15 protein-coding genes and 1 pseudogene are annotated in these 26,198 nt (G+C 46.0%); 12 read left to right on the plus strand and 4 right to left on the minus strand.

The window, feature by feature from the left end; all coding sequences use genetic code 11:
- Positions 1-79: 79 nt before the first annotated feature.
- Positions 80-802, minus strand: a complete 723-nt coding sequence (locus tag ACAY30_RS06270; protein WP_290251551.1) for a polysaccharide deacetylase family protein — start codon at positions 800-802, stop codon at positions 80-82.
- A 1,255-nt stretch (positions 803-2,057) separates the two neighbouring features.
- Here ACAY30_RS06270 and ACAY30_RS06275 point away from each other — a divergent pair.
- A complete protein-coding gene (locus tag ACAY30_RS06275) occupies positions 2,058-2,840 on the plus strand; it encodes a ferredoxin--NADP reductase (protein ID WP_290251552.1) in 783 nt (260 codons plus the stop codon).
- Between the two features lie 11 nt (positions 2,841-2,851).
- Here ACAY30_RS06275 and ACAY30_RS06280 read toward each other — a convergent pair whose 3' ends face one another.
- Together ACAY30_RS06280 and ACAY30_RS06285 are read right to left on the minus strand one after the other, a co-directional pair.
- Positions 2,852-3,532 carry a gamma-glutamyl-gamma-aminobutyrate hydrolase family protein gene (locus ACAY30_RS06280; protein ID WP_290251553.1) on the minus strand — a complete coding sequence of 227 codons (681 nt, stop codon included), beginning with the start codon at positions 3,530-3,532 and terminating at the stop codon, positions 2,852-2,854.
- Positions 3,511-4,491 (minus strand): amidoligase family protein, encoded by a 981-nt coding sequence (locus tag ACAY30_RS06285; RefSeq protein ID WP_290251554.1) that lies wholly within the window; start codon positions 4,489-4,491, stop codon positions 3,511-3,513. Before ACAY30_RS06285 ends, ACAY30_RS06280 begins: the two co-directional genes overlap by 22 nt.
- Before the next feature lie 712 nt (positions 4,492-5,203).
- Between ACAY30_RS06285 and ACAY30_RS06290 the strand changes: the two are divergent.
- Positions 5,204-6,154 (plus strand): annotated as a pseudogene (locus ACAY30_RS06290) (S8 family peptidase); the annotation flags it as partial.
- A 447-nt stretch (positions 6,155-6,601) separates the two neighbouring features.
- Here the strand turns inward: ACAY30_RS06290 and ACAY30_RS06295 are convergent.
- Positions 6,602-6,703, minus strand: coding sequence for a hypothetical protein (locus ACAY30_RS06295; protein ID WP_353958583.1), 102 nt, complete (start codon positions 6,701-6,703; stop codon positions 6,602-6,604).
- A gap of 460 nt (positions 6,704-7,163) precedes the next feature.
- On the opposite strand from ACAY30_RS06295, the gene ACAY30_RS06300 reads away from it, so the two are divergent.
- From ACAY30_RS06300 to ACAY30_RS06345, 10 genes are all read left to right on the plus strand, one after another.
- The gene (locus ACAY30_RS06300) at positions 7,164-11,906 is read left to right on the plus strand and encodes a hybrid sensor histidine kinase/response regulator (RefSeq protein ID WP_290251556.1); all 4,743 of its coding nucleotides are present in this window, start codon (positions 7,164-7,166) and stop codon (positions 11,904-11,906) included.
- Complete coding sequence (locus ACAY30_RS06305) at positions 11,903-13,705, plus strand: bifunctional diguanylate cyclase/phosphodiesterase (protein WP_290251557.1); 1,803 nt, start codon at positions 11,903-11,905, stop codon at positions 13,703-13,705. The genes ACAY30_RS06300 and ACAY30_RS06305 overlap by 4 nt, the downstream gene beginning before the upstream one ends.
- Complete coding sequence (locus tag ACAY30_RS06310) at positions 13,705-16,662, plus strand: sigma 54-interacting transcriptional regulator (RefSeq protein WP_290251558.1); 2,958 nt, start codon at positions 13,705-13,707, stop codon at positions 16,660-16,662. Before ACAY30_RS06305 ends, ACAY30_RS06310 begins: the two co-directional genes overlap by 1 nt.
- A gap of 442 nt (positions 16,663-17,104) precedes the next feature.
- A complete protein-coding gene (gene gyrA, locus ACAY30_RS06315) occupies positions 17,105-19,804 on the plus strand; it encodes a DNA gyrase subunit A (RefSeq protein ID WP_290251559.1) in 2,700 nt (899 codons plus the stop codon).
- 103 nt (positions 19,805-19,907) lie between these two features.
- Positions 19,908-21,002: a 3-phosphoserine/phosphohydroxythreonine transaminase gene (gene serC, locus ACAY30_RS06320; protein WP_290251560.1), complete on the plus strand. Its 1,095-nt coding sequence runs from the start codon at positions 19,908-19,910 to the stop codon at positions 21,000-21,002.
- A 175-nt stretch (positions 21,003-21,177) separates the two neighbouring features.
- The gene (gene aroA / locus ACAY30_RS06325) at positions 21,178-22,506 is read left to right on the plus strand and encodes a 3-phosphoshikimate 1-carboxyvinyltransferase (RefSeq protein ID WP_290251561.1); all 1,329 of its coding nucleotides are present in this window, start codon (positions 21,178-21,180) and stop codon (positions 22,504-22,506) included.
- A 14-nt stretch (positions 22,507-22,520) separates the two neighbouring features.
- The gene (gene cmk / locus ACAY30_RS06330) at positions 22,521-23,198 is read left to right on the plus strand and encodes a (d)CMP kinase (RefSeq protein ID WP_290251562.1); all 678 of its coding nucleotides are present in this window, start codon (positions 22,521-22,523) and stop codon (positions 23,196-23,198) included.
- 199 nt (positions 23,199-23,397) lie between these two features.
- Positions 23,398-25,062, plus strand: a complete 1,665-nt coding sequence (gene rpsA, locus ACAY30_RS06335; protein ID WP_290251563.1) for a 30S ribosomal protein S1 — start codon at positions 23,398-23,400, stop codon at positions 25,060-25,062.
- Between the two features lie 517 nt (positions 25,063-25,579).
- Positions 25,580-25,864 (plus strand): integration host factor subunit beta, encoded by a 285-nt coding sequence (ihfB, locus tag ACAY30_RS06340; RefSeq protein ID WP_290251564.1) that lies wholly within the window; start codon positions 25,580-25,582, stop codon positions 25,862-25,864.
- Between the two features lie 83 nt (positions 25,865-25,947).
- Positions 25,948-26,193 (plus strand): LapA family protein, encoded by a 246-nt coding sequence (locus ACAY30_RS06345; RefSeq protein WP_290251565.1) that lies wholly within the window; start codon positions 25,948-25,950, stop codon positions 26,191-26,193.
- Positions 26,194-26,198 lie beyond the last annotated feature (5 nt).

The raw sequence follows: 26,198 nt of genomic DNA on the forward strand, positions 1-26,198 counted from the left end.
ATCGACGATTGACCTGTCTCACAGTTTAGCGTGAAAGGCGGCTAAGCACTAGTTGCATCCTAATCAAGACCAACAGGCCCTAGTCAAAATTGCCCGAGGTCATCAGATTAATGTAGGTGTCGACTAAAAAATCGTCTTTATTACGAGCCAAGTACTTCAACAATGCCTCATGTTCTTTCTCGGAAATGGCAAGGTAATCACCGCCAACGCCATGCATTATAATGTTAATTAAGGTTATATTGGCTGGCTGGCGTTCGATAAAGTCAATAATTTGTCTGGCAGTGACATCACTGGCGACGAATGTGACGGTTGTCTGCTCTGACTCTTTTCCCTTAATGGCGGCAAACATCGCGCTTATGGCGGGTAAATAGGGCTCTCCACTAGCGCTCTCATCGAAACACGGCGGCGTAAACGTTCGTTGTTGTTTACCATCTAACGCTTCTAATAACAGGTTTGCCATCCTGACTTCACGGACGAGTTGCTCAACCGAGGTATTATCTAAATCATTATCTGCCGTCACCCATTCTCGATCTGCTTTCGAGCCTTGGCAGGCGTGAAATAACGTGTGGTTGCCCAGTTCATGGCCTTGTTGTGCTAATGCTTGCCATTCGTCTAATCGCGATTGAAACGCATCGGAGCTCGGTACCACATAAAATGAGGCTTTGAGTTGGTGGCGATTTAATTGAGGAACGGCGATATCGAGTTGACTGGCCAACGCATCATCATACGACAGGCTAATGGCAACTTTAGCCAAGGATGGGTTACTCAAGGTGATTAACATGATAAACCAGTAACGCATCATAAGCATAACTCCCGAATCGAATAGTGACGGTAACGCCGCACAAATGGTATCACTAAGATACTATAACTTGCGCTGGTTCAGCAATGTTGATGTTATTATCACAAGCTTGCTTGATAACGCACAACGCGCTGCGTATTGGGCTACAGACGTGTTGTTATAGACAAAAAAAAGCCCTGCAAGGTGCAGGGCAAAAGCATTTCATTTCAGGGAGGAAAACTATGAAAAAGTTAACGTTGGCTATTATAGGGCTACGAGTTAAAAAAGCTGTTAACCAGATGTAAAAGTTAACACAACAAGTGTTGTGATTATGTGGGGTAAATTGGCCGCTAAATGGATTTGCAACGCGCTCGCTAGAACTGGAACGTCGAGGGCTATCGAGTTAAAGCCAAGGTTGATAGCCAACGTAAAAAAGGCAAAAAAAAGCCCTGCAAGGAGCAGGGCAAAAGCATTTCATTTCAGGGAGGAAAACTATGAAAAAGTTAACGTTGACTATTATAAGGCGGCGCACTAAAAAAGCTGTTAACCAGATGTAAAAATTAACACAACAAGTGTTGTGATTGTGTGGGGTAAATTGGCCGCTAAATGGATTTGCAACGCGCTCGATAGAACTGGAACGTCGAGGGCTATCGAGTTAAAGCCAAGGTTGATAGCCAACGTAAAAAAGGCAAAAAAAAGCCCTGCAAGGTGCAGGGCAAAGCATTTCATTTCAGGGAGGAAAACTATGAAAAAGTTAACGTTGACTATTATAAGGTGGCGCACTAAAAAAGCTGTTAACCAGATGTAAAAATTAACACAACAAGTGTTGTGATTGTGTGGGGTAAATTGGCCGCTAAATGGATTTGCAACGCGCTCGCCAGAACTGGCTCACTTAGGGCTGTGACGTTAAAGCCACGGTTGATGGCCAACGTAAAAAAGGCAAAAAAAAGCCCTGCAAGGTGCAGGGCAAAGCATTTCATTTCAGGGAGGAAAACTATGAAAAGTTAACGTTGGCTATTATAGGGCTACGAGTTAAAAAAGCTGTTAACCAAGTGTAAAAATAACACAACAAGTGTTGTGGGCTGAGGATAACAAAATATGTTCACGGTAAAGCGTCACGCCAGATGACGACTCGCGTACGATTACCACAGGCGGTGAAGCCATATACAACGCGTACAGTTGCGCCAATTGGTGTGCTAGGAGTTTTATACTTGAATGATTTAGTCAGGTATTCTATGCTCATAATCAAAGCATTACGGTAAAAAGTATAAGAGGGGCCATGCGTAATACCATTAGCGAAACCGTCACCGATGTGCGCCACTGGAACGATAAACTATTCAGTATCAAAACCACTCGTAGCCCCAGTTATACATTTGAAAACGGCCAGTTTGTGATGTTGGGATTGGAGGTTGATGGCAAGCCGGTGATGCGGGCGTACAGTATTGCCAGTGCTAATTACGAGCACGAACTGGAGTTTTTTAGCATTAAAGTACCCGATGGTACGCTCACCTCGCGCTTACAACATATATCGGTTGGCGATACCTTGTTATTGTCAACGCGCCCAGCGGGCACGCTCGTCGTCGACAACCTGCTCGCTGGCAAGCATCTTTATTTATTAGCCACTGGCACGGGACTCGCGCCGTTTATTGGTATCATCAAAGACCCGACAATTTACGAGCGCTTTGACAAGATCATTGTGGTGCACAGCGTGCGTTACATCAGTGAGTTGGCGTATCAAGAGTTGATCACTGAACAACTGCCGAACAATGAATATTTTGGCGACTTGGTCGGTGAAAAACTGATCTATTATCCCACAGTGACACGAGAGCCGTTTAAATCGCCAGCGCATCAACAACGCATTACCAACTTATTACCCAATAACATTATTGCCGAGCAAACTGGCTTACCACCGCTTTCGCCAACTGACGATCGGTTTATGCTGTGTGGTAATCAAGCGATGCTGGACGATACCATGGACATTCTCGACAGCATGGGTTTTTGCAAGGCGACTTCGCGCCAGCAAGGCCATTATGTTACCGAACAGGCGTTTTTATCACGCTAATCCACAACGCCTCACTGCGTTTGATGAACCCGACATTGTTTCACTAACCAGCGAAAGATATTCAATTGCGATGGCAAATAACACAGGTATTCTGGGTGCCACTGTACACCGAGAAGATGGTGACCTTGACTAGACTCAATTGCCTGGGTGATCTGGTCGAGATCCCAGCCTGATGCCTGCAATTCGTCGCCCAGTTGGTCAACAGCCTGATGATGTAAACTGTTAACGCGCAGTTTATTTTTGCCGGTGATTGCAGCGATCATTGACTGCGGTTTTAACCTCACTTGTTTGGTTGGTAACAACCCTGGTCGATTGTAGGTAAAGTGACGCAATTTTCTGATGTCATTGTGTAAAGACCCGCCCATAACAACGTTAATGAGTTGAGCGCCTCGGCAAATTCCCAATATCGGAATACGTTGTTTGAGAGCTTGTTTAATACACTTTATTTCAAGTGCATCTCTGTTTAGGTCAAGTTTCACTTTCGCTTCAACTTTTGCGCCGTAGTGCTCTGGACTTATATCATTACCACCACCAATAACAATGGCATCGGGTAACGGTCCTTGCCATGGATGAGCAGTACTGAGGCGTCGCGGTTGAGCACCGCACAAGCGAAGTGCTAGTGCGGTGCACCACCAAGCGGGTGCCCAAGTTTTATGGTTTCCGCTAACCGCTATGACTGGTCGTTTATCCATTGCTCAACAGTTTTTGTCCATGCGTTTTTATTTACCCCAACAAGCGGTCGCGTGGCGGCTTTAAACGAGGCTGCCAAGGTTGCCAATGACGCGTTATCATTGGCAAGGCGTTCGACATAACACCAAAGATTCCAAGGTTGAGCGAGGTGCCAATTGTCGTCGTCAATGTGACAGTTCGGCAAGCGGTAGTGAAAAGTAGGCCGCGCTTTAATCTTGTTGTCATCTACCTCTGCTTGCACGCGTTGTGGGTCAATTTCTGCAAATAGCGGTAGCATATCTAATGCGCGGTTTCTGGTCGCATTAAATTGTAAGTAATCATCAATAATATCAGTAACATTTGACGGACGTTGATTGACTAAGTGGCTGATGTATTGGTCGTCAAAAGGGGCAATATAGGGACTGACTCGACGGGCGATATCAACATTATGTGCATCAATTAACCACCATTGCAATAGCGCAAAGGCGAGTAAGTAGTTGTATATCGTATCGGCATCTAGGCTAGGTATTTCCGCGTTTATATGAACACCATACGCCGCTATCAGCGATTGCTCGGTTCCTACCGATCCCTTGTCGCGAAGCGCTTGCACCAAGGGGCTGAGTTGATCTAGCTGGCTGATTTTGATCGGTGGACAGACAACTTCAATGGGGACCACTTTTTCGGCAACACTCGACAGTGTTTCCACCAGAGCTTGTTCGGTTGAATTCTGCTCTACGTGTTTTGCCTGCTGTTTGAGGAAGTCCCAGTCTACTTCAACGTGAAATACGCCTAATGGGGTTGAGATTTTCGCCTGAGCAGCGCTTTGTTGTTCAATACGCCCAGAAAGTGTTTGTTCGACCACATCAATGGTGTCGGCGAGGGTGACACCTGAAAACTCCAGCTCAAAGCCGACGGTGCGCTCTTCGCCTGCGCTGTTGCACTGCGGTTGAGGTTGGATAAATGCGGCAGTTTCTTTGCTCATTACGTCCTCTCTAGGTAAGTCAATGCTTATTGGGGCAAGTGCGAGCATACGGCTGGTAAAGCACTCTCGGTCTGGATGATTGTATGTAATGGTGAGCCTAAGCGTCAACCATGCCATCATCAAACCAACAGTTAAGGCGTCACAGTGAGTAATTTGACGAAACGTTTCGTCATATATTTCGATTACGCGTCACATTTTGTTGTGGGGTGGTTTGTGACGAATGGGCGCCAATGTTGTTCGTCATTTTTGTTGTTGTGCGCTGTTTTTTTAACGTGGCGGTTAAATCATTTTATCTAAACTGTTGCCAAACACTTAGGGTTGCTTTTAAGTAATTGATTTGTAATGTTATTTTATTTTTGGTCTGTTTGTTGCATTTGGTAATTTGGAATCAACAAAACTAACAATATGGAAGACTATGATATCGTTCAAGCATTTACGTAAAACAACAAAGCACTATGTTGCGGCAACTGTGTTAGTTCTAATGGCAGGCGCAGTCTTTGCGTTTAGCCAATATGGGAACGACAAGCGCTTTGCGTATATTGTGCAAGGAGCAAGTAAACCTACATTAATACAAGCAGTTGAATCAGTCGGCGGTGAAGTATTGCACAAGTATACGGTCATTCAAGCCATTTCGGCGCTGATGACCGATCAACAAGTACAACAAGTGCGTTCATCTCACCCAATGATTCGTTTGTTTAATGATGGCAAGGTTATGTTAAGCAGTCAAAACTCAGCCAAGCAGCAGGGTGGACAAAACGTAAATGCTAAGCGAAATACCTTTGTGTCAACGTACACTGGCGCTGGTGCCTTGCATCAAATCGGTATTACCGGTCAAGGCGTTGGTGTGGCGATCATTGACACCGGTATTCGCTCTATTAAAGGTATCAAAGAAAACACTCGCGGTGCGCGTTCAGTGATCACCCACAGTGTACTTGCTGACAATAATAATAAACATGATGAAAACGGTCACGGCACGCACATCGCGAGTATTATTACCAATAGTGACTATAGCTTTGATGAAAACGCCAACCGATTACCTTTTTACAATGGGATTGCGCCTGATGCTAATTTAGTGGTGGTTAAAGCGTTTGATGAACAGGGTAATTCAACCTACAGCCACATCCTTAAAGCGCTCGATTATGTGGTAACACACAAAGACGAACACAATATCAAAGTGCTTAACCTGTCGTTTTCCGCATCGCCACAAAGTTTTTATTGGGATGACCCGATTAACCAAGCGGTTAGTGTTGCGTGGAGTGAAGGCATCACCGTATTGGCATCAGCTGGCAACAGCGGCCCAATACCAATGAGCATTGGCGTACCGGGTAACAACCCTTATGTCATTACCGTCGGTGCAGGCGCAGACAGTGGCACGCCATTTGATATCAGTGACGATGTACTTGCCGAGTTTTCGAGTGCTGGACCTACGGTTGCCGGTTTTATTAAACCTGAGATCATCGCGCCGGGCAGTAAAATTCAAGGCGTGATGAGCGAAAACTCATACATAAAGCAACAGTATCCGCTAGCGGATGCCGGAGCTAACTATGGCACGTTATCGGGTACGTCACAATCAACGGCGATCACCACGGGCATTGTTGCGCTCATGCTACAATACGATCCAACGCTATCACCTGATGATGTTAAATGTCGTTTGTTAGCCACCGCGATTGCCGGAGAAGACAGTGAAGGGCAATTTACCTACAGTATCTTTCAACAAGGTGCGGGCATGGTAAACGCTGAGCGTGCGGTAACATCAACCGCTCAAGGCTGTGCTAACCGTGGGTTAGATATTCATCAAACGCTATCTGCAACCAGTAAATATGAGAACTTTGTCGGGCCTGCGCGCTATAACTTTGAGACCGAAGAGTTTTATATTGAAGGCTTAGAAGCCTACACCTGGGATGGCGCTTATACCAATGGCAACCTTTGGCCAAACAAAGGCATCGGTACTAACGGTAATCTATGGCCAAACAAAGGCATCGGTACCAACGGCAACTTGTGGCCAAACAAGGGCATCGGTACCAATGGCAACTTGTGGCCAAACAAGGGCATTGGCACCAATGGTAACTTGTGGCCAAACAAGGGCATAGGCACCAACAGCGACTGGTGGTCAGATGAAACCTTGAGCGCCGATGGTAACCTGTGGCCAAACAAAGGCATTGGCACCAATGGTAACTTGTGGCCTAACAAAGGTATTGGCACCAACGATTATTGGTCAGAACAACTGCTTAAAAACAGTACGGTTGTCAATACCTGGTTTGTAGAGTAAGCGCTAATAACACGCAAAGGCAGAGCAATCTGCCTTTTTGCTGTTTGCCAGCCTTGGTTAATGCCGTATCTACCAAACTGTGCGATAAGCCACTTTTGCATCCTGATCCTGGTTACACAACTCATTGAACACCAGAAATTTCATATCATTAGCACGTAATCAAAGGTGACAACGGTTTTAACAAGTGCTTTAATGGGGAGGGGCCAAACAGCGATACTAAAATGTGGCGCGAGTAGTTTCACCCAGTACAATTAATAGCGTGTATGTACCAGCCTGATAGTGAGCAGTCGATGCTAGACTGTGGCGCTTAGCAGTTCGCGCTAAATATGTACTATAACGTCGCAAGTGGCATAATAACACATATATAAAAATATATAACAACAATAAAAACGTCGGTCGATGTATGTCAATAATAACTAGAATTCAGGCATCAATGCTATGTGACAGCGACACGCAAAGCGCTGTCATTAATCCGTTTCCAACCGTATCTAACCGATATCGCTTAGCGACGCAGCTAATTTTTTCGGTTTATCTCGTGCTTGTCGTTGCCTGTGTCATGCCTTTAACCACATTGGCTCAGGCATACCCCTATGCCCACCAAGAAATTCAGTTCTCAAATGTTAAAGACAGTATACGCCTATCGCAACAATCGGTTACTGCCATAGCGCAAGACAAGGCCGGTTACATGTGGATCGGTAATCAAAATGGCTTAAATCGGTTCAATGGTATTTCCTCGAAAACGTACAATTTCAATCCGCGTGATCCCAACTCGCTTGCCAGTGATTGGATACAAGACGTGTTTGTTGACTCGGAAGAGAGAATTTGGGTGTTGGGCAATGGTGGCATCAGCTTATATTTGCCCGAAATTGATGGCTTTCGCAACTTAAAAGATAACCCTGATTTTCCAGCTTACATGGACAGCGATTTTAGTGTCGTCACAGAAGACGATTCGGGGAATCTCTATTTTGGCAGTCGCAACCACGGTATTGTGAGGTTGTCCAGCGATGGCAGAGAGCTGACGAGTTACACCGAGTTTGCCGACAACTGGCAACAACTTGGCAATGAAATTTATGAGCTGACGTTTGATAAACAAGGCAATTTGTGGGTTGCAACGCCAGCGCACGGCCTGAGTGTGTTGCCGGCAAACAGCAACGCGTTTGTCAGTTTTACTGAGGATACCGCAATCCCGATTCCCAGTGACAATATTCGCATGGTGTTTGAAGACAGCCAGAGCCAAATTTGGGTTGCCACCGCCACCAAAGGCGTGTTTACATTCGATCGACAACGCGGTGTCCAACAACACTACACCGCTGGTGGCAAAGCAGGGCAATTTTGTCACAATAGCGTGCACGATATATTTGAGGATCAAAACAATCAATTGTGGTTTGCCACCGATCACGGGCTGTGTGAATATAAGCCGGCCACGCAAAGCTTTATCGCCCACAGACACAGTGATCTGCGCTCCAACAGTTTGATTGATGATCGAGTGCGCACCTTATATCAAGACGATGGCGGAGTGATTTGGGTGGGCACGGAAAGTGGCCTTAGCCGATGGAATGCCAGATTAGCCAAGTTTCCCCACGTTAGCCGCAGCCAAAACTTACAAATGTCATCAGACGTCATCGCCTCTTTTGCCGAAGATAAACAAGGTAATTTGTACGTTGGTACTTGGGGTGGTGGGATCAACGTCTTTTCCGCCGACGACCAGGATATAACGCTGATCAATGCCTCTGAGGGCGTCGACGGTGCGCTGCAAGACGAGCGGGTACTCAGCCTGTTGGTGGACTCAAACAACAACCTTTGGGTGGGTACCTTCAACGGTGGCTTGCACGTGCGGCGCAATGGCCGCTCAGACTTTGAGCATTTTAGCGACGAATACGAAGGTCGCTACAAGCTGAGCAGTAATTCCGTATCTCGCATTATCGAATTGCCCAATGGTGATATTGTTGTCGCAACCTTTGGCGGCGGGGTTAACATTATTCGCCAAGACGGCAGCATTAGTTATATTCAACACGATGAAACTAATGCTAATAGCATTTCAAGTGACCGGGTTTTGGACGTGGCTTACGATGGCGAAAATCGGTTGTGGATTGCTACCCGAAGCGCAGGAGTGAGCACCTATGATTTGTCCACCGGTGAGGTACAGCGAATCGCCTACGAACCCGGCCGAAGTAATTCGTTGGTGGCCAATAATATTGCTAGCTTGCTGACGTCGACAACGCATACTTGGGTTGCAACCCAAGGCAGTGGTTTAGCGCGAATCGCCAACGCAGATTTTAACAAAGGTGAGATAAACTTCGAATTAATCGGTTTGAAGCAAGGATTACCTAGCTTGTTCACCTATGGCATGCTCGAAGATGAGTTCGGCTATATTTGGGTAAGTCATACGCGAGGCTTATCGCGCATTGATCCAACCTCGTTAAACATTGATAACTTCAATACCACACACGGTTTACAAGGTGAGGATTTTAATAGCGGCGCTTATTTTAAATCGGCATCTGGACGTTTGTTCTTTGGCGGTTCAAATGGGTTTAACACCTTTACTCCGAAAAACATCCCGATAAATCAATATCACGCACCGGTGCGATTAACCCGTTTTAGTATCTTTGGCGAAGAGATTCCAATTGAGCAAATATTTAGCCTCAACGGTTCGATTGAGTTAAAGCACTCCGATGCGTTTTTAGAATTTGAGTTTGCGGCACTCGATTATACCAAGCCAGAGAACAACCAGTTTCAATATATGATGCAGGGGTTGCGCGATGAGTGGGTGTATTCAGCAAACAATAACCGCATTACCTTTACCAACTTACCACACGGTGATTACACGTTTCGCATTCGCGGCTCGAATAACGATGGGGTGTGGAGTGAGCAGGAGCTTAAACTGCCGATCAGAGTAACGCCTCCTTGGTGGTACAGCGACTACGCCTACGCGTTATACGGGTTAACGCTGCTGATGTTAGCCATCGTGTTAAAGTTGCGCGCTCAGCACAAACAGCGGATGCATTTGGCCTATCAAAAGCAACTTGAAGAAAGCGTGGCCGAGCGCACAGAAGAGTTGCAAAAAGCCAATGACGCCCTTGAGTTGGCGGTGGTAGAAACCAAAAAGGCGCGCGATGTCGCAGAAAAAGCCGCGTCAACGAAGTCAAACTTTTTGGCCACGATGAGCCATGAAATTCGCACCCCGATGAACTCGATCATTGGCATGAGTGATTTATTGCTCAGCGCCGGCTTAAACAGAACGCAAAGCCGTTATGCGTTGGCCGTGCAAAAAGCCAGTCAAATGCTACTCGATTTAATAAACGATATGCTCGATTTTTCAAAGTTGGAAGCGGACAAAATTGTGCTCGAAAATGAATTGCTTAACTTACATGAGCTGATTGAAGAAACGGCGTTTTTGTTTGCTAACCGCGCCCATGAAAACGGGGTTGAGCTAGTGGTTTTGATCGATCCTAAGACCCCTGAATACATTACGGGTGACGCGTTGCGTTTGCGCCAAATTGTTACCAACTTGCTGAGTAACGCCGTTAAGTTTACCGAGCAGGGATACATCGAAATTAGTTGTAGCGTGACGGCTGCCAACATTGTTATTTCAGTTAAAGATACAGGTATTGGTATCGCCGAGGCCAATCAAGCTAAAATTTTCAAAGCATTTCGACAGGAAGACAGTTCGACCACCAGACGCTTTGGTGGTACCGGCCTTGGCTTGGCGATTATATCGCGCTTATTAAAAGTGATGAATGGCGACATCAAAGTGTATTCAACGCCGCATCAGGGGGCAACATTTACCGTCCGATTGCCGGCCGTTATCGGTCAAGATACGCCTGCCGTTAGCGCAAATCAGTGCTTGCCTTCGGCGCATCAAAACATTCAGGTTGTGGTGTTGAGCAACAGTAAAGATGTGCGACGGATGACCATGAATATGTTACAGCGGCTTGGTATAGCGGCAAAAGCAGTTGATGAACCATTACATTATGTGAGCGAACTAGCGGTGCCTGCGAATGAACAAGCAACCTCGGTCAGCACGGTGTATTTAATCGACAGTCCATTGTTAAAACACCAATGCTTTATCAACTTTGTCAATCAACGAGACTTTTGTATTTTGCTGACCGATGTGGTCGCTAACAACCAAGTCGAAGTGCTGGTTAAAAATACCGTTAAATCACATGTGTTCTGTTTACCAAAGCCGATGCGCAAGCAGGTAACCATTGAAATATTACAGGACTGCCTAAGTGGCAACATCAAGCCAGAAGACGACGGTTTTATTGATGCGATAGACAAATTCGACGAGTTCCAAGCGCGTATTTTGTTGGTTGAAGACGTGGCCACCAATCAAGAGGTCGCCACTAATATGCTGCATATGTTTGGTTGTGAGGTTGATATTGCTGACAATGGTCAGATCGCCTTGGATATGGTCAAAACCAATCAATACGACTTGATTTTAATGGATTGCCAAATGCCGGTGATGGATGGCTTTACTGCGACTCGAGCGATTCGCAAATGGCAGCAATACATGCAACTACCCAGAGTACCGATTGTGGCCCTCACCGCAGGTGCTGGTTTGGGCTATGAAGGCAAATGTCGAGAGGCCGGGATGGATTCACATACCTTTAAGCCGTTTTCAATAGAACAATTGCTGTTGTTGCTCAAGCAATATTTATCGCACTTAAAGGTACAGATTGAAAGCGTTGACGGTGATACTGACGCTGAGATAGTGGCCAATGCACGACCGAACACCTCTGCAACGGCGTCTTATCAGTCAGACGCGGCATCGACAATACCCACTGAAAACAATGATCTGATTGATTTTCAAGCAATTAATGCGATAAAAGAGGTGGAGAGCATGACAGGAAAATCAATTTATGACAAAGTGTATACCACCTTTAAACGAGAATTTAGCGAAAAGTTGCCAGAGTTAGAAATGGCTATCGCCAACCAAAACGCCGAACAGACGCGAACAACGGCACACGCAATGAAGTCGCTCAGTGCTAACTTAGGTGGCAAGCGTTTGGCCAAACTATGTAGTCAAATAGAGCGCAATGCCAGTGAAAACAATATGTCCCTGTGTCAGGACGATTTTGAGTTACTGGATGATGCGTATAAACAAACCAACACAATACTTGATGATATAGCCAGGGAAGTAGTATGAGCAAACAACAATTAACGGCCTTTAACGAAGACTTTAAGGGCTATAAAGTCTTGGTATGTGACGATGATCCTACCTACATCATGTTAATGCGCGATACACTCGAAGCTGAGGGTTTTGATGTGGTGGTGGCTAATGATGGCGAACAAGCTATCAGCGCATTTATGGCCAATGACATTGATATTGTCCTTTTGGATGTTGAAATGCCATTGCTCAGTGGCGATCAAGTGTGTGAACACATACGCGCGCAGGAGAAGGGCAAAGATCTCCCAATCTTAATGATCACTGGCGCCGATGATTATCAGTCGATTAGTCGCTCGTATAACATAGGAGCCACCGACTTTTTGCCCAAGCCAATACGCTGGCCTATGATGGGACATCGCTTGCGTTACATGCTGCGCTCACAACAAGCGGTTAACGAATTAAAAACCTCGCAACAAAATCTGCATTACTTGGCGTATTACGACAGTTTAACCGGTCTGCCCAATAGACAGCATTTTTATGACAAGTTGCACGACTTTATTGATGTCGCGAATGAGCAAGACAACAAGCTTGGCGTGTTGTTTATCGACTTAGACAAATTTAAACGCATCAACGATACGTTAGGTCACAATTTTGGTGATAAGGTATTGAAAAAGGTTGCCACGATTCTCGACCAAACCCTGGCTGGTTATCACGGTGCATCACCGAGTAGTTTGAAACCGCAATCGATGCAAGTGGCTCGATTGGGCGGTGACGAATTTACCGTGTCAGTTGATCGAATTGACGATTTACAAGACTTAAACATTATTGCCCAAGACATCATTGCCCGGGTGTCTAAACCCTTGATGATTGATCAATACGAGGTGCTGGTGACGCCGAGTATTGGTATATCTATTTACCCGGATGACGCAACCAGTGTAACTAATTTAATGAAGCACGCGGACGTTGCGATGTATCACGCCAAACAGCAGGGTCGAAGCTGTTACCATTACTACAGTGATTCTCTTAATAATTTGGCGACAGAACGCCTGCAAATGGAACAAGCATTGCGCAAAGCAGTGGAAAACAACGAATTGCAAGTGTATTACCAACCGCAAATATGTACCGACACTGCGAAGGTGATCGGGGCGGAGGCACTGTTGCGTTGGCACAGTAAAGAATTTGGTTATGTATCGCCGGCGACCTTTATTCCAGTCGCGGAAGAGATTGGCCTTATTGCCATGTTGGGTGAATGGGTATTAGAGAACGCGTGTTTACAAACCAGCCTTTGGCAAGCTAAAGGCTACGACCAATTGAAGATATCGGTAAATGTATCGAGTATTCAATTTCGCCGTGAAGGCTTGATTGATCACTTACAAAGTGTGCTTCAATACAGCCAAATTAAACCCAACTCACTGCGCTTAGAGCTCACCGAAAGTGCCATTATGAATGATGTCAAAGACAATATTTCGCGTTTAGAAGACATGAAGCGCCTCGGTGTCGATATTGCCATTGATGACTTTGGTATTGGTTATTCATCATTGAGTTATTTAAAGCGCTTCCCCATAGATACGTTAAAAATCGATCGTTCATTTATTATGGATTTGGCGGAGTCTGAAGACGATAAAGCCATTGTACAAGCAATCGTCGCCTTGGCCAATGCCTTGCAATTGAACGTGATTGGTGAAGGCGTCGAAACGCAAGAGCAACTCACCGAGTTAAAGCGATACGGTGTGCCTGTCGTGCAGGGCTACTTATTTGGCGCAGCGGTGCGCAAAGAAGAGTTTGAGCGATTGCTCGAAGAGCAATACTGCGGTTTGCAGACGCAAGGGATAAGCTAATGCTTGAGCGGTGTCAGCCGGAGTTATTTCAACAGGCATTAGATGCCATTGGCGATATTCAAGTGTATTTGGATCACCAAGGCCGGGTGTATCAGCTAAACGATAAAGCGTATCAATTATTGGCAAGCGGCCTTGATACGGTAAAAGGTATACCGTGGCAACAGCTGATTCAAATGCGCGAGGACCTCAGCTCAATACATACTCAGGCGTTTATTGATGCCGCTATTCGCGTTGATACCCTCACCAAGTTACAACCTATTGCCGTGCGTTGTCGCGATGAGCGCAGCGTGTTGCTCGATGGCATGATCGCACCGCTCAGTGATATTGGCAAACAGCGCGGCTCGGTGTTGTTATTGCGTCAACTCAGTCGCCTCGACCATTTGCCCGACGGTCTTGCACATCACATAGGCGATGAAAACAAAACAGTATCGGGTATTTTGTTGCTAAGTCCCGATAACTTTAACCACGTTAACACTAAATTTGGTCGAGAGGTTGGCGATAGCTTGTTGTACGATATCGGCGAATTTCTTCGTTGCTTCGCCCGGCCTGGAGACTTGGCATCGCATTACGGCGGTACCATATACATGTTGATGTTCTGCGACACCAGTGAACAGCAAATGGTCAATATGAGCCAGCGTTTGCAAAGCTTATTACTAGAACATACCTTTAGCTGTATTGACAGCCGTCTCGGTTTTAGCTTTGGTTTGGCATTGAATAACCAAGACATCAGTTACTCGCCGATAGAGTTGTTCTACTATGCCAATTTTTGTTTGTCGCATGCCATGGAAGCCGGAGGCAAGCAATTAAAGCACTGGCAACACCAAAATATTCTCAGTCAAATCGGTAATCTCGACAAAGTATCCGGCAAAGTTTCCCGCACCAGCGCCGGCGATTACCACAAAATGTTGATGCAGTGGCGGATTATAAATCAACAAGGTGATAAGTTAAGCCAAGCACAATTTATCAACAGTACGTTGTCTCATTTGCGCCACGGTTTTAACGTCGAGTACTGTGCGTTTGTAAGCAAGCACATGCCAAGCGTTGATGTGCCGAAAATAGCAACTCAGCTTGTTGCTCGACGTGGTGACGAGCACTTACCCGCCGAGTTTGGCATCAGTAAGCAGCAGTGGCAAACGTTGCAGCAAGGAGCTGATGAAGAAAAGCTGCGACACGTTCTGCAAAGCGTCAACACCAAGGGCGAACGTCAATCCATTGTCGGCGTTTATAATAAAAAACAATTGTTAGGGGCCTTGTTGTTGGTCAGTGGGCATGTGTCGTGTGTGCAAAAACGCGATCATCATGTATTGGCCCAAATCGCCGATTTTATGGCGATTACGCTCACTAAATTTGCCTATCAACCGCGTCAATTAACGAAATCAAACAACCGGAACATTGATAACTTTTGGTATCGCTCCGCGGCGATGCAACAGCTCATGGACGAAGTGCAGTTGGTTGCACCTACCAGCGCCACGGTATTGATTACCGGTGAGTCGGGCACGGGTAAAGAAATGCTGGCCAAGAGTATTCATCACTTTTCTGATCGCAAAGACAAGCCGTTCATTATTTTTGATTGCGGTGCGGTGGTGGACAACTTGCTGGAAAGCGAATTGTTTGGTCATGTCAAAGGCGCCTTTACTGGGGCGACGAGTGCCTCACCAGGGGCGATAGCCAAAGCCGATGGCGGCACCTTGTTTTTGGATGAAATTGGCGAGTTACCACTAGATATTCAAGTCAAGCTACTGCGTTTTGTACAAGATAAAACCTATTCTCGAGTTGGTTCAAGTGAGGTAAAACGCGTTGATGTTCGCCTCGTTGCCGCTACCAATGTCGATTTAAAACAGCGCGCTAAACAAGGTTTGTTCCGAGAAGATCTGTATTATCGCCTTCACGTCTTTGAGTTAGCTAACGTCGCGCTGCGTCATCGCCGTGATGATATATTATTGATAGCCAATGCTTATCTGCAAGTGTTTAATCAAGAATACGACAAACAGATCACAAGCTTTAGTGACGATGCAGTGCACGCGCTATTGGATTATCCATGGCCGGGTAATATTCGAGAATTAAAAAATGTCGTCCACCGAGCAGTGATAATCTGTGGTGAGGGCGCGTTGTGTTGTCGGCATTTAGGTCTTTACAAAAGTGACTTATCGCCTGAGCATAAGGTACTCAATGCGCCACAGGCTGATGCTCTATCTCGCCCTCGCTCATTGTCGGTTAGCGCGTCTCACGTAGATAACCAAGCGGCTGCTTTTGACTCGACAAGTCAGCTGACGCGTAGCCAAGCGCAAAACGATTGGCAGTACTCGACCACAGTATCAGGCTATCAATATCAGCATGCACCACCCCTGTCGAGTAGCACCATTGGGCCAAGTCAAGGTGCCAGTTCAGCGCACAACTCAGCCCACAACCAGGCAACCATAGGCCTCACACCATGGCAGGGTAAGTCTTTATACGATCTACCTAGTGGTTCCACACCACATAATCAGCATCAGACAGGCTCGTTAATTGACCAAAATTGGCAATCAACCCAGTCGCTGTCGGTAGCTGTCAATGCGTTGGTGAGCCAAGTGTTAGAGCAATATTCGCCGTATCAACGATTGCCAGGTGTTGCGTTGTGGTTAGAACACGGCTTGTATAAACAGGCGCTAATACAACACAATCAAGTGCTGTTGCAAGCCGCCAAATACTTATTACTGCCGGAGGCGACTCTTCGCCGTCGCTGGAAGAAACTGCAGTCTCAATCGTTACCATCACAGGCGCATACAAGCGCTTTGCTCGAGCAAAGTGTTGCCGCCTTATTGGCTGAGCCCATTACCATCCCTCCGGTGCAAATGATGCAACGCGCGATCATTGACATTGCGCAACAACACGGCTTAGCGGCAAACCGCGCTTGTCAATTGTTGGCGGTTTCGGCGCCGACGTTTCGCAAGTTAAAATCCCGTCTGATAGAAATCTGATGTGACTAAGGCGTGTTGAACGGCTGCAGACATTTTCACCAGCAGATTTTTACCAATAAACAGCAATTGCTCAAACTGAGATGTATGGCGATTATTCGGTGTACTCAGTTGCCGAGTAAAAAAGCCGATAAAGGGGGTGACAATTGTTGCCCTTTAGGGTTTAATCAATAGTCTTATAAGGTCGGTATGTGGTGAATCGTAAGGTCTTATACAGCTGTAAAACCCGTTGCCACATTTCCGTTTAACACCCGTAGCTGCACAACCGTGTTGTAAAAGCGATCAGCATCGATGACTCGGTGTATTAACAGGTCGATAAAAGTCGACTTTTTCGCAACAAAACCGTGCAGAACATCGGCTATTTGTGTTAAAATTCAGCCTCGATAATAATAATGTCCGAGTGCCCAATACGTGCGGCATTCAAGTTTAGGGAAAGCATCATTTTATGACCGAACTGGCGAAAGAAATCGTTCCTGTCAATATTGAAGATGAATTAAAAACATCTTACCTCGATTACGCGATGAGCGTTATCGTTGGTCGTGCGTTACCTGATGTACGAGATGGTTTAAAACCCGTACACCGTCGTGTGCTTTATGCCATGCACGACTTGGGTAATGACTGGAACAAGGGCTACAAGAAATCAGCCCGTGTTGTAGGTGACGTAATCGGTAAATATCACCCTCATGGTGACACCGCTGTTTACGACACTATTGTCCGTATGGCTCAGCCATTTTCATTGCGTTATATGCTGGTAGACGGCCAAGGTAACTTTGGTTCTGTTGACGGCGATTCGGCAGCAGCAATGCGTTATACCGAAATTCGCATGCAAAAAATTTCACATGCGCTGTTGGCTGACTTGGAAAAGGAAACGGTTGATTTCGTACCAAACTACGACGGTCAAGAGCAAATGCCGGCGGTATTACCAACCCGCGTTCCTAATTTGTTAATCAACGGGTCTTCTGGTATCGCCGTAGGTATGGCGACGAACATTCCTCCGCACAACTTAACCGAGGTTATTAACGGTTGTGTGGCGATGATCGAAAACCCAGACATTACCGTTGAGGAATTGATTGAGCACATTCCAGCTCCTGACTTCCCGACTGCGGGTATCATTTCCGGTGTGGCGGGGATCCACGAAGCGTATAAAACCGGTCGCGGTAAGCTCAATATTCGCGCGCGTACAGAAATTGAAGTTGATGACAAAACCGGTAAAGAAACCATTGTTGTTCACGAACTGCCATATCAGGTAAACAAAGCGCGTTTGATCGAAAAAATGGCCGAATTGGTCAAAGATAAACGCATTGAAGGTATTTCTGCCTTGCGCGACGAGTCGGATAAAGACGGTATGCGCATGGTTATTGAGGTCAAGCGTGGTGAAGTCGGTGAGGTTGTGTTAAACAACTTGTTCAAACTGACTCAAATGCAAGTGAGTTTTGGTATGAATATGGTTGCCTTGAGCAACGGTCAACCAAAACTGTTTAACCTGCGTGATATGATTGACGAGTTTATCTTGCATCGCCGTGAAGTGGTGACACGTCGCACGGTGTTTGAACTTCGCAAAGCACGAGAGCGCGCACACATTCTTGAAGGTTTGGCAGTAGCACTGTCAAATATCGACCCTATCATCGAGTGTATTAAGAGCTCACCAACGGCAGCCGAAGCAAAAGAAAAGCTAACCAATCAAGGTTGGGAATTGGGCAATGTGGCCGATATGCTTGAGCGCGCGGGTGTTGACGCTGCGCGTCCAGAGTGGCTCGAACCTGAATTCGGTATTCGCGACGGCAAGTACTACTTAACTGTACAACAAGCGCAAGCCATCTTGGATTTGCGTCTGCAAAAACTTACCGGTCTTGAACACGAAAAGATTCTTAACGAATACAAAGAATTACTCGATATTATCGCCGAGCTAATGCATATTTTGGCAAGCCCAGAACGCTTGATGGAAGTGATTCGCGAAGAGCTTGAAGCCATTGGTGAAGAATTTGGCGATGCCCGTCGCAGTGAAATTTCTCTATCGAGTCACGATCTGTCACTTGAAGACTTAATTACCGAAGAAGACGTCGTGGTAACCCTGTCACACGAAGGGTATTGTAAGTACCAACCGTTAACAGAGTACGAAGCACAGCGTCGTGGCGGTAAGGGTAAAGCGGCAACCAAAATGAAAGACGAGGACTTTATCGAGCGCTTGTTGGTTGCCAATACGCACGATACGATTTTGTGTTTCTCTAACCGCGGTAAATTGTATTGGTTGAAGGTGTATCAACTGCCGTTAGCAACGCGCACCGCACGCGGTCGCCCGATTGTAAATATTTTACCGCTCGACAGCGATGAACGCATTACCGCAATTCTCCCAGTTCGAGAATATGAGGAAGACAAGTACATCGTTATGGCCACTGCCTCGGGCACGATTAAGAAAACGCCATTGACCGCGTACTCTAACCAACGCGCAAACGGTATTATTGCGCTTAATCTGCGCGACGATGACACGCTTATTGGCGTTGATATCACCGATGGTAGCAATGACATCATGCTATTCTCAGACGAAGGCAAAGTCGTGCGCTTCAACGAAATGGCACGCGACAGTGAAACCGGCGAAATCAAAATAGATCCAGAAACTGGTGAGCCAATTCACGCGTTACGCGCTATGGGTCGCACGGCTACAGGTGTTCGCGGTATCAAGCTAGAGGGCGAACAAAAGGTGGTATCACTTATTGTACCTCGCACTGATGGCGCTATTTTAACCGTTACTGAAAACGGCTACGGCAAACGCACCGCACTTGATGAGTACCCGGCAAAATCTCGGGCAACCAAAGGGGTTGTATCGATCAAAGTGAGTGAGCGCAACGGCCCTGTTGTTGGTGCAGTACAAGTTGATGACAACGATGAGATCATGCTGATCACCGACAGCGGTACCTTAGTGCGCACACGTGTTAATGAAGTCAGTGTTATCGGCCGTAATACGCAAGGCGTGCGGTTAATAAAAACGGCGGATGACGAGCATGTAGTGGGCTTGCAACGCATTGAGGAAATCGACGAAGAAGAGTCCATTGTGGTTGACGAGGAGGGAAATCCAATCGTTGACGAATCTGTTGAACCAGCAGTGGACACCGATGGTGCAGACGACGCTGAAACGTCAGCGGAGTAATCATCGAAAATCAATAAAAATGAGCGGCTTATAACCGCTCATTTTGTTTTTAAAGACCTTTAGTTTGGCAAGTCATGCCAAAACTTGCGAAGAGAAAGCAACAATGACGGATGTATTTAATTTTTGTGCAGGTCCTGCGATGTTACCGAAACCGGTTATGGAGCGCGCCCAAGCTGAGTTTTTAAATTGGCAAGGCACCGGTTGTTCAGTGATGGAACTGTCGCATCGGGGCAGTGAATTTATGGCTTTAGCGGCAAAGGCCGAGCGAGATTTGCGCGAATTGATGGCGATTCCCGATAATTACAAAGTGCTCTTTTGCCACGGCGGAGGTCGCGGTCAATTTTCTGCGGTACCGTTAAACTTACTACCAAAGGGCAAATCTGCCGATTACATCGTCAGCGGTTCATGGTCTCGAGCGGCGGTTGAAGAAGCGAAAAAATTTGGCCAAATTAATCCAATTGATGTGGTGGTTGACGTCGACGGTAAGCAACACGTTGTAGACAGTCAACAATGGCCGCTGTCTAACGATGCGGCTTATGTACACTATTGCCCCAATGAAACGGTGGATGGTATTGAGATGTTCGACATACCCAACACCCGTGGCATTCCCCTAGTGGCAGATATGTCGTCGATGATTTTGTCGCGGCAAATTGATGTCAGTAAATTTGCGTTAATATACGCAGGTGCGCAAAAGAACATCGGCCCGTCAGGATTAACCTTGGTTATTGTGCGCGACGACTTACTCGGTCATCAGTCGGCACAAACGCCAGTGATTATGGATTATCAAACAACAGCTAAATACGCTTCGATGTTTAATACACCACCGACATATGCTTGGTATTTAGCATCACTGGTGTTTGAATGGTTACAGGCGTTAGGTGGTGTTAGTGTGATTGAACAGCACAACGTTGACAAAGCCCAATTACTTTACGACTACATCGATGGGTCAAACTTCTATCAATCGAAAGTCAGCAAGGTAAATCGCTCGCGTATGAATGTGCCGTTTTACTTACCGGATGACGGCTTAAATGACGCATTTTTACAAGCCGCTAAATCGGCTGGCTTGCTCGCATTGAAGGGCCATCGCTCGGTTGGTGGCATGCGCGCCAGTATTTATAATGCCATGCCCATTGAAGGTGTTCACGCTTTGGTGGCGTTTATGCGCGAGTTTGCGGCGCGGCATCAAAACCAAGTATAGCCGGCAAAACATTAACTCGAAGATATGCCGACCTCAGCTGATGCGTGTTGGTTGAGGTTGATGTCAGGCAAAGGCTCTGAAATAGCGTCAACAGCGCTTCGCACTAAATAAAATAATAATAAATAGGGCACTAAACGCGGTAGTGTTTAGTGCAAGGTAATAGTAAGGAAGAATTATGTCAGGCTCTATAACCTTTATAGCAAGCCCTACCGATGCAAATGTACAGGGGGATATCCAGGTTCCTGGTGATAAATCAATATCTCATCGTACCATCATGTTGGGTTCGCTGGCCGATGGGGTTACACGGGTTAGCGGTTTTTTAGCGGGAGATGATTGCATCGCGACGATGAATGCGTTTCGCGCTATGGGCGTTAACATAGACGGCCCGGATGAAGACAATAATGTAACTATTCAGGGTGTCGGTATTGACGGCTTAAAAGCGCCGTCAACTGAGATAAATGTCGGTAACTCAGGTACCTCAATACGCTTGTTAGCCGGTATTTTGGCAGGGCAGTCGTTCTCGTCAAAAATGCTCGGTGACGCGTCGTTAAACAAACGACCAATGCAACGCGTGGTCGCACCGTTGACTTTGATGGGGGCGGATATCAGTGCCAGTGAAGCAGGTACGCCACCGGTAGTCGTTAACGGTGAACAACCGCTACAAGGCATTGACTACGACTTGCCAATGGCAAGTGCACAAGTTAAGTCAGCTGTGTTACTCGCCGGTCTGTTCGCTAAGGGGCGCACACAAGTAACCGAGCCAGGTGTTACTCGAGATCACACCGAGCGCATGCTTAAAGCGTTTGGTTATGCTATTGAAGTCGAAGACAATAAAGTGAGTTTACAAGGCGGTGGCCGATTAACAGCATGCGATATCCAGGTGCCCGGCGATATCTCTTCGGCGACGTTTTTTATCATTGCCGGCCTTATAGCCACGCAAGGTAGCATAATTTTGCGCAATGTTGGGCTTAATCCGACCCGTATTGGCGTGTTGAACATAGTGGCTAAAATGGGCGGTCGAGTGGAGCGGTTTAACGAACGTTTAGTAGGCGCCGAGCCGGTTGCCGATTTACGTGTGTACGCATCGGATTTAGTTGGCATTGACATTGATCAAGCTGACGTGCCTTTAGCCATCGATGAATTTCCGGCTATTTTCATTGCCGCAGCGTGCGCTCAAGGCACCACAACGTTGCGCAATGCCAAAGAGTTACGAGTCAAGGAAAGTGATCGAATTCAATCCATGGCCGATGGCCTGACAACGCTAGGTATTGACTGTCGTGTTGTTGATGATGGTATTGATATTATCGGTGGAAAATTAACCGGTGGAACGATAAGTTCACACCACGATCACAGAATTGCGATGGCTTTTGCTATCAGTTCTCTGCGAGCTAGTGATACAATAACCATACTTGAGTGTGAAAACGTCGCGACCTCATTTCCAACATTTGTGGAATTGGCCAATAGCGTCGGATTGAGCATTGAAAAGCAACAAGTAAATAAGTGAAGTAGGAAGAACACATGAGCGAACAAATCCCTCTGATCACAATTGATGGTCCAAGCGGTGCAGGTAAAGGGACCGTAGCGCGGATTGTTGCAGAGCAATTAGGTTGGAAGTTTTTAGACAGTGGTGCCATTTATCGCGTACTCGCCGTAGCCACAGAACATCATGGTATTGATGTTGAAAATGAAGAATCGGTAGTACCTTTAGCCGCGCACTTGGATGTTGAATTCGTTGTCGAAACCCAACAAACGCGAATTTTACTCGAAGGTGAAGATGTTACCGACAATATCCGCACGGAAGACGTTGGCGCTGTGGCATCAAAAGTTGCCGCATATCCACGGGTTCGAGAAGCGTTGTTGCGTCGCCAACGCGCATTTCGCGAATCGCCAGGACTTATTGCCGATGGCCGTGACATGGGAACAGTTGTATTTCCCGATGCACAAGTGAAAGTTTTCCTTGACGCAAGTGCAGAAGAACGCGCTCGCAGACGTTATTTACAGTTGCAAGAAAAAGGCGAAGATGTTAGTATCGAGCGCCTTTTGGACGATATTCGTCAGCGGGACGAGCGAGATCGTAATCGTGCGGTCGCGCCACTGGTGCCTGCAGAAGGTGCGTTAATTATTGATTCAACTGAGATGAGCGTTGCGCAAGTGGTAGAGAAAATCCTCTTGTTTGCAGGCGACAAGCTGAGTTAATTGAACCGTTTAACGGCGTTCTTTGGTGCTCGACGAGGCCACAATGCTGTTATAGGTTACGCAATCAGAATTCACGATATCAACCCCAGTGGGTTGATATCTTTTTATAAGGCTTACTGCAAGGATGCACGAAGTCAATTTAACAACCCCATGACACAGTGATGTCGAGTGGATTAATAACTGAGTTTATATACAAGTTATGACTGAAAATTTTGCACAGCTTTTTGAAGAGAGCTTAAAAGAAATCGAAACCCGCCCAGGTTCAATCATCAAAGGTACTGTAGTACGTATCGAAAAAGACAACGTACTAGTAGATGCAGGCCTTAAGTCTGAGTCTGTTATCTCTATCGACCAATTCAAAAACTCTGCTGGTGAAGTAGAAATCAACGTTGGTGATGAAGTTGATGTTGCTCTAGATGCAACTGATGACGGTTTCGGTGAAACAATTCTTTCTCGTGAAAAAGCGAAACGCTTTGAAGCGTGGCAGTTCCTTGAGAAAGCTTACGAAGAGAAAGAGACTGTTGTTGGTGTTATCAACGGTAAAGTTAAAGGTGGTTTCACTGTTGAAGTTTCTAACATCCGTGCCTTCTTACCAGGTTCACTAGTTGACGTACGCCCTGTACGTGACACAGCGCACCTTGAAGGTAAAGATTTAGAATTCAAAGTAATCAAGCTTGACCAAAAACGCAACAACGTTGTTGTTTCTCGTCGTGCAGTTATCGAATCAGAAAGCTCTGTTGAACGCGAAGCGCTTCTTGAGAACCTACAAGAAGGTCAAGAAGTTAAAGGTATCGTTAAGAACCTTACTGATTACGGTGCGTTCGTTGACCTTGGTGGTATCGATGGTCTACTACACATCACTGACATGGCTTGGAAGCGCGTTAAGCACCCAAGTGAAATTGTTAATGTTGGTGACGAAATCAGCGTTAAAGTTCTTAAGTTCGACCGTGAGCGCACTCGCGTATCACTAGGTATGAAGCAACTAGGCGAAGATCCATGGGCAGCAATCGCTAAGCGTTACCCTGAAGGTTCTAAGTTAACTGGTCGCGTAACGAACTTAACTGACTACGGTTGTTTCGTTGAGATCCAAGAAGGCGTTGAAGGTCTAGTTCACGTTTCTGAAATGGATTGGACTAACAAGAACATCCACCCATCTAAAGTTGTTAACTTAGGTGACGAAGTGGAAGTTATGGTTCTTGAAATTGACGAAGAGCGTCGTCGTATTTCTCTAGGTCTTAAGCAATGTATCCCTAACCCATGGGAAGAGTTTGCTAAGAACTTCAGCAAAGGCGACAAAGTATCTGGTAAGATCAAGTCAATCACTGACTTCGGTATCTTCATCGGTCTTGAAGGCGGTATCGACGGTCTTGTTCACTTGTCTGACATTTCTTGGAATGGCGGTGAAGAAGCAGTTCGTGAATACAAGAAAGGCGACGAAATCGCTGCTGTTGTATTACAAGTTGACCCAGAGCGCGAGCGTATCTCTTTAGGCGTTAAGCAAACTGAAGAAGACCCGTTCAACAACTACTTAGCAGACAAGAAGAAAGGTGCTGTACTAACTGGTACTATCACTGAAGTTGATGCTAAGGGCGCTAAAGTTGAACTAGCTGAAGGTGTTGAAGGTTACATCCGTGTTGCTGACATTTCACGTGAACGTGTTGAAGATGCAACAACTGAACTTAACGTTGGCGACAGCGTTGAAGCCAAGTTTGTTGGTGTTGACCGTAAGAACCGCGCAATCAGCCTTTCAATCAAAGCGAAAGATCAAGCTGAAGAGCGTCAAGCGCTAGAGAACGTAAACCAAGCGGATGAAGGTGCATTCACCAACGCTATGGCTGAAGCGTTCAAAAACGCTAAAAACTAATTTGAAATTAGTTTCTCCTTAAAAAAAAGCCGCTTAAAGCGGCTTTTTTTATGTCTGGGCAAATGTCATTGCTCAACTAAATTGCATATTTATCGACATGCGTCTGAGCCGCACTCACATTACGTAAACGCGGCGCACTGATTTCTGTGCTGCTTTACGGCATTGATCAACAGACACTAGCCGTATGATCAACAACCATTTTTTAGCTTAAACAACAGATAAGAGATGCCCGTGACGGTGTTGCAATAAACCGCTTGATATTGGCAAATACTAACTAAAGCCAGCCAATAATAGCCAACTTTGACATTTTATGTGGTTGATAACTAAACAAGAGTTATAAAACAGCGATTTTTTTACAATTTATTTGAAAAATAAACGGATAACTATTTGATCAAACAATAATATTTATTAAAATTAAGGGTATTATATCGCGAAACCAATCGATGCCTAAAGGCCAAGAGAAAGCAGTTAAGCTACTCACATTCGTTTTGGTACCTATCACTAAGCTGGAGTTCAAATGACCAAGTCAGAACTTATCGAAAGATTAATCGACACCCTCGATCACTTACCTGCTAAAGATGTTGAACACGCTGTCAAAGAGATTATTGAAATGATGGCTAATACGCTAGAACAAGGCGAACGCATTGAAATTAGAGGCTTTGGTAGCTTTTCTTTGCATTATCGGGCCCCGCGCACCGGTCGCAATCCCAAAACCGGCGAGTCCGTTGAGTTGACCGGCAAGTACGTGCCACACTTCAAGCCAGGTAAGGAATTGCGCGAGCGAGTAAATATGTCGATGTAGAATATTAAGCCGGAGCTATTGTGCTCCGGTTTTGTTTATTCATATACTGTAGCTATTGATCCCAACGAAAAAAGAGACCACGATTGAAACTCTACTTATCTGTTTTAGTATTGTTTGTCTTTGTTGCCATCGCATTTGTGTTTGGCACACAAAATGATCAAATTATTCAACTGAATTATATTATTGCCAAATCGCGTATGTCCGTAGCGATGGCCGTCAGTCTTTTCACCTTAATTGGTTTTATTATCGGTGTGTTAACCATGTTTAGTGTCATGCTGTCTCGCAAGATTAAGCGAATGCGCAAAACCAATAACGCGCAACGCCAATAAGTCTG

It is taken from the genome of Thalassotalea ponticola, assembly GCF_041379045.1.
GTDB lineage: Bacteria > Pseudomonadota > Gammaproteobacteria > Enterobacterales > Alteromonadaceae > Thalassotalea_A > Thalassotalea_A ponticola.